This is a genomic window from Streptomyces marianii, assembly GCF_005795905.1.
GTDB classification, from domain to species: Bacteria; Actinomycetota; Actinomycetes; order Streptomycetales; family Streptomycetaceae; genus Streptomyces; species Streptomyces marianii.
The window spans coordinates 26,721-39,745 of sequence record NZ_VAWE01000002.1; the positions used below are offsets into that span (position 1 = coordinate 26,721).

At 72.9% G+C, this 13,025-nt stretch carries 16 protein-coding genes; 9 read left to right on the forward strand and 7 right to left on the reverse strand.

Annotated elements, in window-relative coordinates; all coding sequences use genetic code 11:
• Positions 1-326: 326 nt before the first annotated feature.
• The 7 genes from FEF34_RS37960 to FEF34_RS37990 form a co-directional block, all read right to left on the reverse strand.
• Positions 327-4,208, reverse strand: a complete 3,882-nt coding sequence (locus tag FEF34_RS37960; protein WP_171053361.1) for a hypothetical protein — start codon at positions 4,206-4,208, stop codon at positions 327-329.
• 487 nt (positions 4,209-4,695) lie between these two features.
• Entirely contained in the window at positions 4,696-4,833 is a 138-nt protein-coding gene (locus tag FEF34_RS43515; protein WP_234043312.1) for a hypothetical protein, read from the reverse strand.
• Between the two features lie 345 nt (positions 4,834-5,178).
• The gene (locus tag FEF34_RS37970) at positions 5,179-5,745 is read right to left on the reverse strand and encodes a hypothetical protein (RefSeq protein WP_138058005.1); all 567 of its coding nucleotides are present in this window, start codon (positions 5,743-5,745) and stop codon (positions 5,179-5,181) included.
• A 75-nt stretch (positions 5,746-5,820) separates the two neighbouring features.
• A complete protein-coding gene (locus tag FEF34_RS37975) occupies positions 5,821-6,264 on the reverse strand; it encodes a hypothetical protein (RefSeq protein ID WP_138058006.1) in 444 nt (147 codons plus the stop codon).
• 309 nt (positions 6,265-6,573) lie between these two features.
• Positions 6,574-6,885 carry a hypothetical protein gene (locus FEF34_RS37980; RefSeq protein ID WP_138058007.1) on the reverse strand — a complete coding sequence of 104 codons (312 nt, stop codon included), beginning with the start codon at positions 6,883-6,885 and terminating at the stop codon, positions 6,574-6,576.
• A 63-nt stretch (positions 6,886-6,948) separates the two neighbouring features.
• Positions 6,949-7,662 (reverse strand): hypothetical protein, encoded by a 714-nt coding sequence (locus tag FEF34_RS37985; protein ID WP_138058008.1) that lies wholly within the window; start codon positions 7,660-7,662, stop codon positions 6,949-6,951.
• A gap of 49 nt (positions 7,663-7,711) precedes the next feature.
• Entirely contained in the window at positions 7,712-8,224 is a 513-nt protein-coding gene (locus tag FEF34_RS37990) for a hypothetical protein (RefSeq protein ID WP_138058009.1), read from the reverse strand.
• Between the two features lie 273 nt (positions 8,225-8,497).
• Here FEF34_RS37990 and FEF34_RS37995 point away from each other — a divergent pair, with 273 nt between their 5' ends.
• From FEF34_RS37995 to FEF34_RS38030, 9 genes are all read left to right on the forward strand, one after another.
• Positions 8,498-8,782, forward strand: a complete 285-nt coding sequence (locus FEF34_RS37995; protein ID WP_138058010.1) for a hypothetical protein — start codon at positions 8,498-8,500, stop codon at positions 8,780-8,782.
• 569 nt (positions 8,783-9,351) lie between these two features.
• Complete coding sequence (locus FEF34_RS38000; protein WP_234043313.1) at positions 9,352-9,627, forward strand: hypothetical protein; 276 nt, start codon at positions 9,352-9,354, stop codon at positions 9,625-9,627.
• 63 nt (positions 9,628-9,690) lie between these two features.
• Positions 9,691-9,963, forward strand: coding sequence for a hypothetical protein (locus tag FEF34_RS38005; protein WP_138058011.1), 273 nt, complete (start codon positions 9,691-9,693; stop codon positions 9,961-9,963).
• Positions 9,964-10,062: 99 nt separating this feature from the next.
• The gene (locus FEF34_RS38010) at positions 10,063-10,632 is read left to right on the forward strand and encodes an LPD29 domain-containing protein (protein WP_138058012.1); all 570 of its coding nucleotides are present in this window, start codon (positions 10,063-10,065) and stop codon (positions 10,630-10,632) included.
• Between the two features lie 138 nt (positions 10,633-10,770).
• Complete coding sequence (locus tag FEF34_RS41725) at positions 10,771-10,944, forward strand: hypothetical protein (RefSeq protein ID WP_171053362.1); 174 nt, start codon at positions 10,771-10,773, stop codon at positions 10,942-10,944.
• Between the two features lie 72 nt (positions 10,945-11,016).
• Positions 11,017-11,238: a hypothetical protein gene (locus FEF34_RS38015; protein ID WP_138058013.1), complete on the forward strand. Its 222-nt coding sequence runs from the start codon at positions 11,017-11,019 to the stop codon at positions 11,236-11,238.
• 127 nt (positions 11,239-11,365) lie between these two features.
• Complete coding sequence (locus FEF34_RS38020) at positions 11,366-11,791, forward strand: hypothetical protein (protein ID WP_138058014.1); 426 nt, start codon at positions 11,366-11,368, stop codon at positions 11,789-11,791.
• Positions 11,792-11,932: 141 nt separating this feature from the next.
• Positions 11,933-12,421, forward strand: a complete 489-nt coding sequence (locus tag FEF34_RS38025) for a hypothetical protein (RefSeq protein WP_138058015.1) — start codon at positions 11,933-11,935, stop codon at positions 12,419-12,421.
• Between the two features lie 384 nt (positions 12,422-12,805).
• Positions 12,806-13,012 carry a hypothetical protein gene (locus FEF34_RS38030; RefSeq protein WP_138058016.1) on the forward strand — a complete coding sequence of 69 codons (207 nt, stop codon included), beginning with the start codon at positions 12,806-12,808 and terminating at the stop codon, positions 13,010-13,012.
• Positions 13,013-13,025 lie beyond the last annotated feature (13 nt).

A 13,025-nucleotide genomic window follows, 5' to 3' on the forward strand; every position in this document is an offset into this window, starting at 1 on the left:
TCGCAGGTCGACGCTTTCACGATCTTGACCGCACCTGTCCGAAGGTGACCAGCCGGTGAGCGTGGATGACCGGCGTGCCCGTGTGGCGTGCTGAGCGGACGCGGCATGTGAGCGTGGTCTGTCAGCGCGCTGATGCAGCGCGCATGTGCTGCTTGACCAGTGTGTTCGCCGGTGCGTCGCGCTGCAGGTGCGGGCAGCGGCGGCCGGCGCTTCGGCCGTGTTCGGGGCCGGCGGGCCGGACCGGTTTTCGTGCCGTGGAGCCGGCGGCGCGGGAGGGGCGGCGCGGCGCGCACCTCCTCCCGCGCGGCCCGCCGGGGGCGGGGCGGTCAGCCGGCCGGGGTGTGGGCGGCGTCCACCTCGCCGGCGTTGATCAGCGCTTCGCGCAGCTGCGCGACGGTGTCCGGGCAGGGGTGGGCGGTCATGGCCTGCGCGGTCTGCAGCAGGGCGCGGGCGTACGGGAGAACGGCCTGGGTCCCCCACACGTCCGCGGGACGGTCGAGGAGTCGGGCGGTCAGCAGGAGTGCGTCCCGGTCGCCGGGGTGCGCGGCCGCGCGTTCGGCGGCGGTGGCGGGCGTGTGCGGCGGGGTGTGCTCGGCGCTGGCGCGGGCCAGGGGCAGCCACACCGCGTCGTCGAGGGGAAGGTGGGCGAAGTAGCCGGCGCCGGCGAGCGCGCCGGGCGGCAGGTGGGCGGTGAGCGCGGCCCGCCACACGGCGGTGAGCGCGGCGAGTTCCTCCCCGGTGGCCGGCCGCGGGACGGTACGGGTGAAGTGCAGGCGGCCGGCCGCGATGTCGCCCCACGCCGGATCGAGGCGCCAGGCCATGACCTGCAGCAGCCAGGAGACGGCGGCCGGGCCGCCGGGTCCGGCCGCGATCTCGGTGAGGGCGCCGGCCGGGTCGCCAAGGGCGTACGGGTCGGCGGTGAGGGCGTGCGCCAGGTGCTCGGCCGGGCCGCCGGCACCGTGGCGGAGGGACGCGAACAGGGCGGCGCGGTCCAGGGCGGTGAGCAGCGGCGGGTCGGCGGGGCCGGTGTGCAGCCAGGCGGCGGCCGGTGTGGGGCGGCCGTCCAGGGCGGTGAGCGCGGGGTGGCCGGCGGCGTGGCCGGGGGCGTGGCGGTGCAGGGCCGGCAGCCGGGGGCCGATGGCGGCGGACACCGCCGGCCGGGCCGGGCCGGCGGCGAGGACCCTGGCGAGGAGATCCAGGACGTCGGCGGGCATCGCGGCGCCGGCGCGGGCCCGGGCCGCGGCGTAGTCGAGCAGGCACTCCAGGGCGCGTACCGCGGGGTCCGGGCGCTGCGGCCCGCCGGCGGGCGGCACCTGCGCGGGCGGGGCCGCCGCTTCGGCGGGGCGGGTGAGGGCGTCGGCGAGGGTGTGCAGGTGGGCCAGGGCCTCGGGCAGCAGCACGTCGTCGAGGCCGGCGGCGCCGTCGGGCCGGTTCCATGCCTGGGCGAGCAGGCCGAACAGCGCCTCGTCGGCGAACAGGGCCGCGGTGTCGGTCTGTTCGCCGGCCGTCCCGGGGCCGGGAAGCGAGCGGCGCAGCTGGAGCGCGCCGGCGATGGCGTGGGAGAGGTTCCGGTCCGGCAGGGCGCCGGGCAGGTGCGCGGCGGCCCGGACCGCGGTGAGGTAGAAGCCGCGCAGGGCGGGCGTGCGGAGCGTGGCCAGGACGGCGGGCACGTCCGCGGTCCAGGCGTCCGGCGCGGCGGCGACGAGCCGGTTCAGCAGGCCCGCGTACACCTCGGCGCCCCGGTCCCCGGCGGCGTTCAGGGCGGCAGCGGCGGCCAGCGGACCGCGGGCGGCCGCGAGTTCCACCAGGTCCTCGCCGTCGACGCCCCGGGGCGCGGTGAACGGCTCCGGACGGGCGGCGGCGCGCGGGTCGGCCGGACCGTCGGGGGCCATGCGGCGCAGCGCGGCCAGCAGCGGCTCGAAGCCGGCCAGCAGCCGCGCGGGCAGGACGGGCGACCAGTCCCACACACGCAGCCAGGACGCGAGCGGCTCGAGACGGCCGTCGGCCCCGTCGGCGCCCGCAGGCAGGACCTCGTCGATGTCCCGGCTGGACGGAGGCGTGCCGAGAGCCGCGCGCGCCGCCTTCTCCAGCGCGGCGGCAGCATCCGGCGGGCAGGTACGCCACACCGCCTCGACGAGGCGCGCCGGCTCCGGATCAGGACGGCCGCCCAGCAGCCGCGGAACGAGCTCGTGGGCGCGAGCCTGCCACTGGGCCGCCTCCTGCGCGGGCGGCGCCGACGGGGCCGTGCACGAAGGCGAGGGAACCGCGTCCTCACGCCTGTCCTCATGCATGTCCTCTTGCAGGTCCTCATGCAGGTCCTCATGGGAGTCCTCATGCATGTCCTCATGTGAGTTCTCATGCGGGTCGGGGACGCGGACGGCAAGGTGCGCGGCCCAGATCAGGTCGTGCAGCCACGCGTCGGCGGCGGCGACCTTCTTCCACTGGGCGGTGCGCTCGGCCAGCATCTCGCCGGCGTCCGCGTCCGCCGCGGCGAGGTCGAGCACGGCGCGCGCCAGGCGGGGTCCGCCGAACGCGGCCGGCGCGGTGAGACGGACGCGGTGAAGGTCCTCGTGGAAGACGACGCGGCGGGCGGCCGGGTCGGTGAGCTCCACGTCCCGGGCCAGCCGGGCCGCGACGACGGCGCGGATCATGCGGACCTGCGGGTGCGCCCCGGCGCCGGGCCCGTCCGGGTGGGCGCTCGCCACGAGTTCCTGCAGCAGGCGCCCGACCAGGTGGTCCGGCATCCGGGCGGCCTCGGCGAGCGCCGCCCGCTCCCAGTCTTCGGGGTCGTCGAGCAGGACCCGGCCGACGCCGGTCCCAAGGAGGCCGGGGTACTGCGCGGCGGCGCGGGCTCGGGCGGCCGGACCGGCGCGGCGCACACGGGCGGCCGCGTGCTCGGCCTCGACCGTCATCTTCAGCAGGAGCTCGACCACGAGGACCCAGTCGCGGTCCCGGGCCGGGACGGGCACCGCACAGGCCCACTCGGCCGCCAGGCGCAGCGTCCACCCCTCCGGCGGGGACACCACCTCTCCCGCCGGGCGGGCGGCGGCCTGTCCGGCGAGCACCGTACGCACCAGGGCCGCAGGGAGCAGTCCGGGGCCGCGGCCGGCCAGGCGCAGCACCGCGTCCAGCGCGGGCCGGCCCGCGGCCGCGACCTCCTCGGCGTGCTCGGCCAGCCAGGCGCCGGCCGCGGGCGGGTCGGCAGCCGCGAGGTCCTCGAAGAACACGCCGGCCGGCCACACCCCGCCGGCCGGGGCGTCGGGCAGCAGCAGGTGCGGCGCGTGCTCCTGGAGGACCGGCAGCCAGGCGGCGGCGGGGCGGGAGCGGAAGAAAAACGCGGCGGCACGCGGGTCGGCCCACCGGGCCAGCTCCAACGCGTGCGCGGCATCCGGGCTCTCGAGGGCGGTGAGTTCCAAGACCCGGGCGGCGCGGCCGGGCAGCGGCACCAGCAGCTGACGGGCCGCGGCGAGAACCTCGGCGTACAGGCGGGCCGCTCGGCCCGCCTCGGCCACGGCACCGTGCAGGGTGCCCGACGTCGTGCCGTACACCGCGCCCCACACGTCCAGCGCCGTCTCCTGGGCGACGCCGAGCTTCACCCCCATCAGGCGCTCGGCGATCCCCACGGCCCGGCCCCGGTGGTAGCCGCCCGGCCGGGCCAGCTGCCCGCGCAGCACCTCGGCCGCCGCGCTCACCCGCTCCCACGCCTCCTCAACCCCCGCGACGCCGGAGGACGCGAACGCCGACGGGCCGGCCGGGGCACCGGAGGCGGCCGCCGGGGCGGCACCGGCGGCCGTCCGGCTCGCCTCCGGGACGGCGTCGTCCCGGCCGGCCGGAGCGCCGCTGACGGCAACCCGCGCGGCAGAGACGGCGTCCACGGCGTCGAGCAGGCCTGCGGCCGCGGACTTCAGGCCCACCGGAACGGCCGGAGCGCCCGGCAGGCTCAGCAGCGCGTCCGCCGCGCCGCGCAGACACGACTCCGCGACCTCTCCCGGCCGCTCCAGAACGGTGCCGGTCAGGATCCGGCGCGCATCACGCAGCAGCCCCAGCGCCCGCACACCCGGCTCACCCTGCGCGCACAGCGCCGCGGCCAAGACCTCATCGACATCCGGCAGTTTGGTCCCGCCCTCCGGCGGCTCGGGCAGTCCGGCCCCGCCCTCCGGCGGCTCGGGCAGTCCGGTCCCGCTTCCCGGCGGTGTCTCAGTGCTCACCGGTGCACCGTAGAACCCTGTGCGCGGTACTCACACCCGAACCAGACAACCCACACCCGGCGGGCGGGGCCCCCGCCGGGCGCGACGCCGGCAACGGCGGGGGCCGCGGCCCGGCGGCAGCAGGGCGCGGCGGCAGCAGGGCGCGGCGGCAGCAGGGCGCGGCGGCAGCAGGGCGCGGCGGCGCGGGCGGGGCGGCGACGCGACGGCAGGGCGGCCCGGCGGCACGGGGCGGCGGACCGGCGGCCGGGCGGCGGACCGGCGGCCGGGCGCGGCGCGACGGCGGCGGACCGGCGGCGGCGGACCGGCGGCGGCGGACCGGCGGCACGGCGGGCGGGCGGCGGCACGGGGCGGTCAGGCGGCGGCGGCACGGCGGGCGGCAGCGCGGCGGCGCGGCGCGCGACGGCGACGGGACGACGAGGCGGCGGCGGCCGGGCGGAGGCCGGGCACGACGGAGGCGGCAGCGGCGCGCGACGGCGCCAGAAGGACACTACTCCCGCGCTACGCGCCCGAAGCCGAACCGACGCCGTCTGCAGTCATCCTCGACAGCGACGACGAGGCGGCAGACGAGGAGATGTTCGCCGACCTCGTCGACGGCCACCTCCTGTTCGCGCTGCGGGTGTCTCACCCGAGCATCATCGTGAGCATCGATCGGTCCGGCCCTGGGCCGCGAGTGGACCTGCGGGATGCGGTCGGGCACGCGGCGCACGCCGAGCTGGCCGACGGCGGTCTGGTCTCCGTCTCCGGTGACAGGCCAGGCTTGCGGGGCGCGCTCCGCTCCGGACACCAACTCTGGCGCGCACGCGGACGGCCCGATCAGTGGGACTTCGGAATAACCGTCACACGACTGGGTCAGACGGTGTGGGCCGACGGGAAGGACCGGGGGCCGTACACCCGGTGAAGTCGACTCAGGGCTCCGGCGTTGGCGGCGGGGGCAACCGCCGGATCATGGGGGCCTGCCTCGGGTGCCGCTCTACTCGCTGTCGTCGTCGAAGGCCGCACCCACCTGCGACGGAAGGAAAACCCACGGAACGCCTCCGTCGTACAGGACGCGGAGGAGCCCGCCGGGCTGCCAGGGCCCGTCGTCTCCCGCTCGGGTCATGCTCGTCCCGAGGTAGGTGATCATCTCGCCAGCCGGGTCCGCGATCCGGTCTCCGGGACGGATCTCCTGACCGGTCCGGGCGTCGTGCAGGATCCGGACCGGCTCGCGCGGATCATGCGGCTCGCCGCGCATGGGGTTCCGGGTGATGCTGTGTGGGAGCTCATCGCGCTGCTTGACGTAGCGCTGGTACAGGGCCAGTGCAGAGCGGCCGGCCTCGGTAATGGTCAGCCCCTGGCCGTCCTCGTCCTGCGCGATCCAGCCTCGCTCGGCACATCGGTAGACGACGTCGGCCGTGTGGAGGGCGGGGGCGCCGGGTCCGAGCCGGTCCGTGTAGTAGCGCACTGCGCCGTACTCGGTGACGGCGAAAAGGGTGCGGTCCGCTGCATGGGCAAGAACGCGGCCGTCCCGGTCGCCCATGGGGCTCTGAAGGATCGGCATGTGTGTTTCCCCTTTCCGGGAGACGGCGCAGGAAGGCTGACGGTTCAGGCTGCCAGCGGACGAGCGGCACGGAGTTCAGGAGGCACGGGCGGCAAGCAGGGCGTGTCCGCAGGTGTTCATCCACGTCTCGCACGAGGCGTGGTGGGGGTTGGTGGGTGGTGTGGGCCAGATCCGGCGCCACTGCGGGCGGCGGTCGGCGGCAGCGAGGACCTGGTCCAGGCGGTGGTGGTCGGCGCCGTCGCCGGGGAGCCAGTGCTCCAGCACGACCAGGGGGCCCGGCAGGCGCGCGGTAAGGGCGGCGGTGATCTCCTCAGCGGCGTTGGTGATGCTCACGCCGAGGCCCCTCTCCGTCACGATCGCCAAGCAGCCGGCGTCTGCGGTCTGCCAGGCGCGCAAGCCGGCCAGTCCTCCCCTGCCCCCGCAGGACGAGGAGAAGGTGAAGGCCGGGTCGTCGACGAGAAGCTGGTGCGGGTCGGGAACGTGCGGGAGCGCCGGGAAGGCGCTGTCGGGCAGGGGCACGGTGCACTCCTTCGGGAGGTTGGGCCGCGGGGAGCAGCGTCTCAGCCGGGGGCGGGGCCGCTGGCCGGGCGCTGCGGATGCGCCAAGCGATGCGCTCGGCGTGGGCGGGGACGACCGTGCCGGGGGGCGGTGGTCGAAGCCGCGTTCGCCGGTGCGAGTGGGTGAGCCGGCGCGCCCCCGGGGCGGGGATGACCGCACCGAGCGTCGGCATGCTGGAGGTCGGGGCGGACTCCCAGCGGTTACGGCCAAACCGGCTGATGGCGAGATGGGGCAGGCGCCAGTCTGACACCGGCCCCCGTACCGTCGTGGTCAGGCCCTCTCGTCAGGCACAGCGGAGAAGACGGCGAGTTCCAGGGCGTAGAGCTGCCGGCACTTCGGGCAGGTGAACTCCTCGCCCCATTCGGGGAGGTCGAACCAGCTGCGGCACGGCTCGCAGTGCACCGAGTACTTCTTGAGCCCGGCAGTGGCGAGGTTGGCCTTCAGCGGGAGCCGGGCGATCGCCATCCGGGCGTCGCGCAGGCGGTGTACGAGCAGGCTCCTGAGAGCTTCGGTCTCGGGACCGTTCCGCTTCATGGGGCTGATAGCCATGGACAGCTTGAAGTCGCGGCGAGAGAGCGGCATGGGAACTCCTGGGGTTGAGTATGGAAGGTGCGGTGGCCGAGCTGAGGTGCCCGGCGGTGATTCTCAGTTCGTGGTGGGCGGGGAGATCCGCTCGACGTGGGCGAAGACCACGGTTTCGGGGGCGTACTTGTCGAATCCACGCTCGCCGACGTGGTGGGTGAACCTGTAGGTCCCCGGGGTCACATCGACGACGGTGTAATGGCCGAGCAGCTTCTGCCCCGGGGCTCCGCCCTTGGCCTTCCAGTCCTCGTAGTCGGCGATCGAGTAGGCCCACAGCGCCGTATCGATCTCGGCGATGCAGTCCTCGTCGGGGATGGAGGGAACATCGTCGTCATCGAGGATCGGAGAGGCGATGATGTAGCTGTCGCTCTGGCACGTGCGGTACAGGCCCGGGCTGGAGTTGCCCACAGGGCCGAAGGCGCAGCCGAGAGCGGCCATCGCCTGTACTACCTGAGCCTGTCCGAGGGCGGTGTTCTCGGATGCCCCGTTGTGGTCGACGCAGTAGACGTCGCGGAGGTCATCGGTGACGATCAGCTTGCCGGAAGGCACATTGATCCTGATCTCGGTCGTGATGCCGTTCGGGTAGGGGCACGGCTTCTGAACCTGGACGGCCTTGTCGCGCACGATGTACTCCGGTACCTGGTCGCAGGTGGCGCAGCGCCAGTAAACGCCGGCCACGAACGGCTTCTCCCCTGGCTCGGCGAAGACGGTCACCTGGTCGGTGCGCTTGGGCAGGAGGTCGTGGCCGTTGGTGTCCAGGGGGATTCGCTGCGGCATGGGTGACTGTTCCTCGGCTCTGTGGGGTTGGTGGTGATTCGGGCGTCGTTCAGAGGTCGGCGGCAGCTCCGCGCCAGGGACCGGAGGAGCGGTCTTCCATGGAGGTGACATGCCAGCGGCGGGCATCGTGGCGGCACCGATAGACGCGCTGTTCCTCCACCGCGCCGCGTGTGGCGAGCCGCTGGAGCTGGATACGCGCCAGGTGGCGGAGGGCGTGCCACTGCGTCGGCATCGCCTTCTTACGGCAGCGGCACTTGCTGTGAGGCACCTTCCGGGGTTTGGCCTCGACGGGCAGGCGGTTCGTGGCGATGAAGTGCAGCAGGTCGGAGCGCCGAACCCGGGCCCAGTCCGTCCAGCCGTCATCGACGGAGCCGATTACGTAGAACCGGGTGGCCCAGCCCTTTTCGAGGGTGTAGCGCGCGGTGACCATGACCGCAGCACCTCCCTTCCGACTCCCTTCGACGCGGGCTTCGCCGTGCTTGCGCATCCAGGCGGTGTTCCAACCGTGCTGGGACATCTGGTCGCCGAGGCTTTCGAGGGCGGTGGGGAGCGGGACGTTCACGCAGGTCTCCGGAAGTCGCGGTGGTGGCAGGTGCTTGCATCACCTGGCAATCTCTAATGTACTTAATGAGTGAGGGTTGCGCAAGTTATAGAAGCTGAAAGATGTGGACGGTCGCTCCGGCACCCCCTCCGCGTAGACCTGTAACCCCTGACCGACGGAGGCTCACCCCAAGCCCCGCGCGTGACTCTTTTCAGTTTACTCAGACAGCATCAAACTGTAATATAGAGATGAAGTTCCGCCCCCAAGCCCACCCCGAAACCCAGGGAGTACCGCGTGCCCATCACGCCCCCTACCGAGTCAGCTCCGGACGGGCTCGACGACACGTGCGGTGAACTCGTGTCGGGCTACGACGAAGACGGCCCCACCGCCCACGAGTGCGGCGCCCCTCTGCACCACACGGAAAACGGGTACACATGTTCCCGTGGCCACTCCTACACGTACGCGGCGTGCCGCGCCGCCGAGGGTTGGGACTACGCCAGCGACCCGGTCGAGGCCGAACTCCTCGCACGTGCGGGCGTAATCGGCGTGTACCTCTACAACAGCCGGCCCCTGCCGTAGCGCTCAGCCCGCCGAAGGAGGCGCTTCCACCGTGGAAGACGCCTGCGCCGACCGCCTCACCTGCGGGAAGTACCTCACCATCTACCGCGAGCAGTGCGCCGCTTAGGCGCCAAGCATCTCGCCCTGACGGGCTGCGGCGACTGGCCTGCTGGCGCGCTGGGGGACGCTCTACGCCGCACTCATCCCTCACTGGGACACCTGGCCCCGCACCTGCCCACGGGAGTGGTGTCGGCGCACTGCGGACGCGGCGCACCCCATTCAGCCGGCCGCAGGAGGCACCTTCCGGCCGGACGCACTGGTGGCCGTCCTTCGCGGTGCAGTGCGGGACCCGCTCATCGCGCGCCATCTGCGCCCACCCGCACAGAGGCTTCCTGCTGCACTCCGCCCTGACGGCCGCCCCCATCCCGCCGCGATGCGGCCGCCGTCGGCGCCCGCCTCCACGACCTTCCACTCAAGTGGACCCTACACGCTTGCCAATACTTACCCCTGCTGGTACATTAGTGTTTACCGGGGCGGGTGAAGCAAGCACCTCAACCGGCCACCGCGAACCACCGCCGCGAGGAGTCCACATGACCGCCATGCTCACCGAGACGACGTTCCGCCTGATGGGCGCCGAGGCGCTGAGGGTCATCGACTTCGATCGAATCGAGTGCGGCCAGTGCGGCAAGCGCTCCCCCTTCCTCGACGACGCGGACGAGGGCACCGAGGAGGCGCACGACGCCGGATGGCACGTCTACAACCTGGACGACTGCGGCTGCGCCCACCAGATGTGCCCGGACTGTGCAGACGAGTGGTGCGGCGTCCGGGACACCGCGCCCCGCCTGATCGGAATGCGGGTCGTCTGACTCCGTCTGCCCGGGGCGGCCGCCCGGCCGCCCCGTCTCCACCCAGACACCACCGAGGAGCACATGGACCAGCAAGCTACGCAACGCCAGACCGAGATCCGCTCGCTCATCGACAGCGACACCCTGACCCTGGAACGGGCCAGGGCTGCCCTTCTCGACCTCCTGGACGTGTCCGCCTCGGCGCAGGCCGGGCCGCAGGTCACCTCTTACGGCTTCGGCATGGATCTTCCCGGCGAGATCGTCGATGCCGAGTACGCGGCGCGCGAGGCGGTCGGCTACGCCATGGACGCAGCCCTACTCGACGCGTTGCGCCCTGTGGCCACGCAGCGGCCGTGAACGGGCTCCCCGCCGCCAGGTGGGCCAGCCCTGAACGCATCGCCCGCGCCCAGCGCGAAGGCTCCCCGCCCCGCCCCGCCCCGAACAAAGGACACGAGAATGACGGCGTCAACTGCACCCGCTCCCGGCTCGGCCCCGGCTGGCTACCTGGCCCTGCGGCTCCCCGACGGAAGCTGGGTACGGCACGAGGACGACGAGAGCCGCCGCGTCTGGATCGCACACTCCTGCGCCTGCACACTCTGCATGTCCGCGACGCTGCTCGGCGCGCCGGCCTCCCACTACGAGCTGCGCACGCCTGACGGGGCGTCCGCGTCCCTCACCCATGTCCGGTACACCTCGGTCATTCCCCACCTTCACCCGGACGAGCTGCTCCAGCCCTACACCCCGCCCCTGACGCATTCGCAGACCGCCGCTCACCTGCGCAAGATGCTGCGCCACGCCTTCCCTGGAATTCGGTTCTCGGTCCGGCGCAGGTCCGGCTGGAAGCTCTCCGTGAGCTGGAGCGGGGGCCCGTCCGCTACCGAGGTGGCAACAGTCGCGGCGCCGCTGCTCGCCGACTACACCACGCCGGGGCGCCGCCGTGCGCGGCCGATCACGGTGAAGACTTGGTTCGGCCGCCCGTTCCACGGCACACCGGTCGTGGACGCAATCACGCTGAAGCGCTCCTGACGGGATCGCGCCGTCCGCCGCGCCTTCGACGTCGCCCCCTTGACCCTATTAACTTGTTCTGGTACATTAGTGATTAACGGAAGGGCGAAGCAAGCGCCCAGCCGGGTCACCGCGAACCACCCATTACGAGGAGTCGAGATGCAGACCACCACCGCCACGTGCACCTGCGACGACGGGACCGGCATCGGCGGCTTCTTCGCGCCCGACGACGCGTACGTCCCCTGTGCAGGATGCGGCGAACGAGTCCAGGTCAACTGCGAGGCGAGCTGCGGCCGCTGCTGCCACGCCTGCCACGCCGAGACCCCCTGCTGACTCACCCGGGGCGGCCCTCCAGTGGGGCCGCCCCGGACAGGCAACACCTCGACTCCGCACGAAAGGCACCCGATGCTCTACGAACGCTTGTTCAGCACCGCCCACCTGCTCCTCCTGATCGCCCTGAACTTCCTTTTCGGGGTCGGCTGGTACCTCGCGACATCCGATAGCGCGCCACCCTGGTGGGCGCGCCTGTGCGGCATCGTCGCGGCGGTGATCGTGGCACGCCCGCTGGAGGCGACACTGGCGCGGCGGCACGCGCGCCGGAAGGCCGCCCGTCGCCGACAGGGGTAGACCCACACCCTCAGAGACTCTTAACGCTTGCCTTTAATAACCCACTAGGGTACATTAGAGATTAAGCGAGGGTGAAGCAAGCACCCGGCTGAACACCGCGAGCACCCATGACGAGGAGCCACTCCCGATGAGCTGCACCGCCCAGCACGGCATCTCCCACCCCTTCCCGCACCGCTGGTGCACACGGGCAGGTCGCACGGTCATCGTCCTGGGGATGCTCCCCGCCTTGTTCGGCGGCGGCACCAGCGTGACCGTCCTCGCACTCGTCGCATTCGCCACGCTCGGCCTGCTCATGGCCGTCGGTGTCCGGCGCGCGGCGCAGGGCGCCCCGAAGCGCCCCGCACGTCCGGTTCGTGCGGCTGCGGCACTCATCACCGATGCCCTGGTGCTGCTCATCGCTTCCGGTCTCGTGATCGGCGCTCAGCTCAGCGGAGGCTCCGGCGCGGTGCTGTTCTCGACCGGCGGTCTGTTCACGATGGCAGGGTTCCTCGGCCTGTGCGTCGTTCACCACTGCGCGCACCGGGGCTCCCGTCGCCGCGCCCGCCGGTACTGAGGTCCGCTCCCCGGGGCCGGGGCCCAGCACCTGGTCCCGGCTCCGGCCCTTGACACCTCCAACTCCGCCCGGGAGCCCTCGCCGATGAACGCTGCCCATGGCCACCTGCCGACCCGCACTTGCCCTCATCGTCACTGCACCGTGCTGCACGTGCTTGTCCTCGTCCTGCTTGTACCGAGCCTGCTGACCGCTGTCCTCTACGGCGGCGCAGCGACGGCTGTCCTGTTGGCCCTTCTGGGCGGCGTCCAGCTCGGCGTACTGCTGCTGTCTCATGCCCTCGCCCCTGAGGGTTCCCGCCGCCTGTGGGATGAGCGCTCCGTGGCCGTGCGTCCGGTGTGGGCTGCGCTCGCGTGCGTCTCCGACTTCCTGGCCCTCCTTGTGACGCTCGCCTTCCTGGTGGCGCTCGCCGCCGATCGCAGCCACACCGTGACCCCGTCGCCGACGGTGGGCGGTTTCGCCCTGCTGGGTGCCGTCTCTGCGCTCCTCGCTCTGCATCACGTCGCCCACCGGCAGGCCACGGTCCCCAAGGTGCAGTCTCGCGCCGAGGACCGGGAGGCCGAGGAGTGGGAGGCCGAGGAGTGGGCGAGCTTCGTCTGGGCGTTCGGCGACATGTCCGAGTCCCGCAAGTGACAGGTGAGGGGCTGGCCTCGCCCGCCTCCTCAACCAGGCCGGCGGGGGCACGCGGCCCCTCGTCCTCCGTCTCGGACTGCCGTGAAGGTATGCCGGCCCCCAACTGGGCGGGCACGCCGCCCGTCCACTGCCGGCTCGGTGCGGTCCGCTTGGAGGTGCAGGCGTGCCAATCGGCCCGCAGGCGAGGCGCGCGTTCGCAGGTACCCACTCAGACTCCTGATGGCGACCCCATTGACTCTTTTAACTTGTTTCTAGCGCGGTTAATGTAGTAACTTAGAAGAGCAACTTGGGGGTTCGCGCTGCTCGGTGTCTTGGGCATCGACCTCCGAACTTGTGCGGCACCGACCACAGGTACGCACTCGGCCCCTTACGGAGGATCTCCGCGTGTCCACCCCGACCGTCACCGTCCACGGCTCCAACGGCCGCTACACCTGCGAGTTCTCTGCCCTTCCCGGGCGCACATTCGGGCCGTGGGATCTGATCGAGACGATCCAGGAGCTCAAGATCTCGGCACTCCTCAGTGCCCGGGAGGCACGGGACGTCGTCTTCGATGCGGCCGTCAACGGCACCGCCACGGCGCACACGAATTGACCGGCCGGCGGGC

What these genes read in the sequence shown, in the direction of transcription:
- FEF34_RS38000 (WP_234043313.1), top strand. Translation starts at nt 9,352, where the DNA reads ATGACCGCCATGCTCACCGAGACGACGTTCCGCCTGATGGGCGCCGAG.
- FEF34_RS38005 (WP_138058011.1), top strand. Translation starts at nt 9,691, where the DNA reads ATGGACCAGCAAGCTACGCAACGCCAGACCGAGATCCGCTCGCTCATC.
- FEF34_RS38020 (WP_138058014.1), top strand. Translation starts at nt 11,366, where the DNA reads ATGAGCTGCACCGCCCAGCACGGCATCTCCCACCCCTTCCCGCACCGC.
- FEF34_RS37970 (WP_138058005.1), bottom strand. Translation starts at nt 5,745, where the DNA reads ATGCCGATCCTTCAGAGCCCCATGGGCGACCGGGACGGCCGCGTTCTT.
- FEF34_RS37985 (WP_138058008.1), bottom strand. Translation starts at nt 7,662, where the DNA reads ATGCCGCAGCGAATCCCCCTGGACACCAACGGCCACGACCTCCTGCCC.
- FEF34_RS38010 (WP_138058012.1), top strand. Translation starts at nt 10,063, where the DNA reads ATGACGGCGTCAACTGCACCCGCTCCCGGCTCGGCCCCGGCTGGCTAC.
- FEF34_RS41725 (WP_171053362.1), top strand. Translation starts at nt 10,771, where the DNA reads ATGCAGACCACCACCGCCACGTGCACCTGCGACGACGGGACCGGCATC.
- FEF34_RS38015 (WP_138058013.1), top strand. Translation starts at nt 11,017, where the DNA reads ATGCTCTACGAACGCTTGTTCAGCACCGCCCACCTGCTCCTCCTGATC.
- FEF34_RS37980 (WP_138058007.1), bottom strand. Translation starts at nt 6,885, where the DNA reads ATGCCGCTCTCTCGCCGCGACTTCAAGCTGTCCATGGCTATCAGCCCC.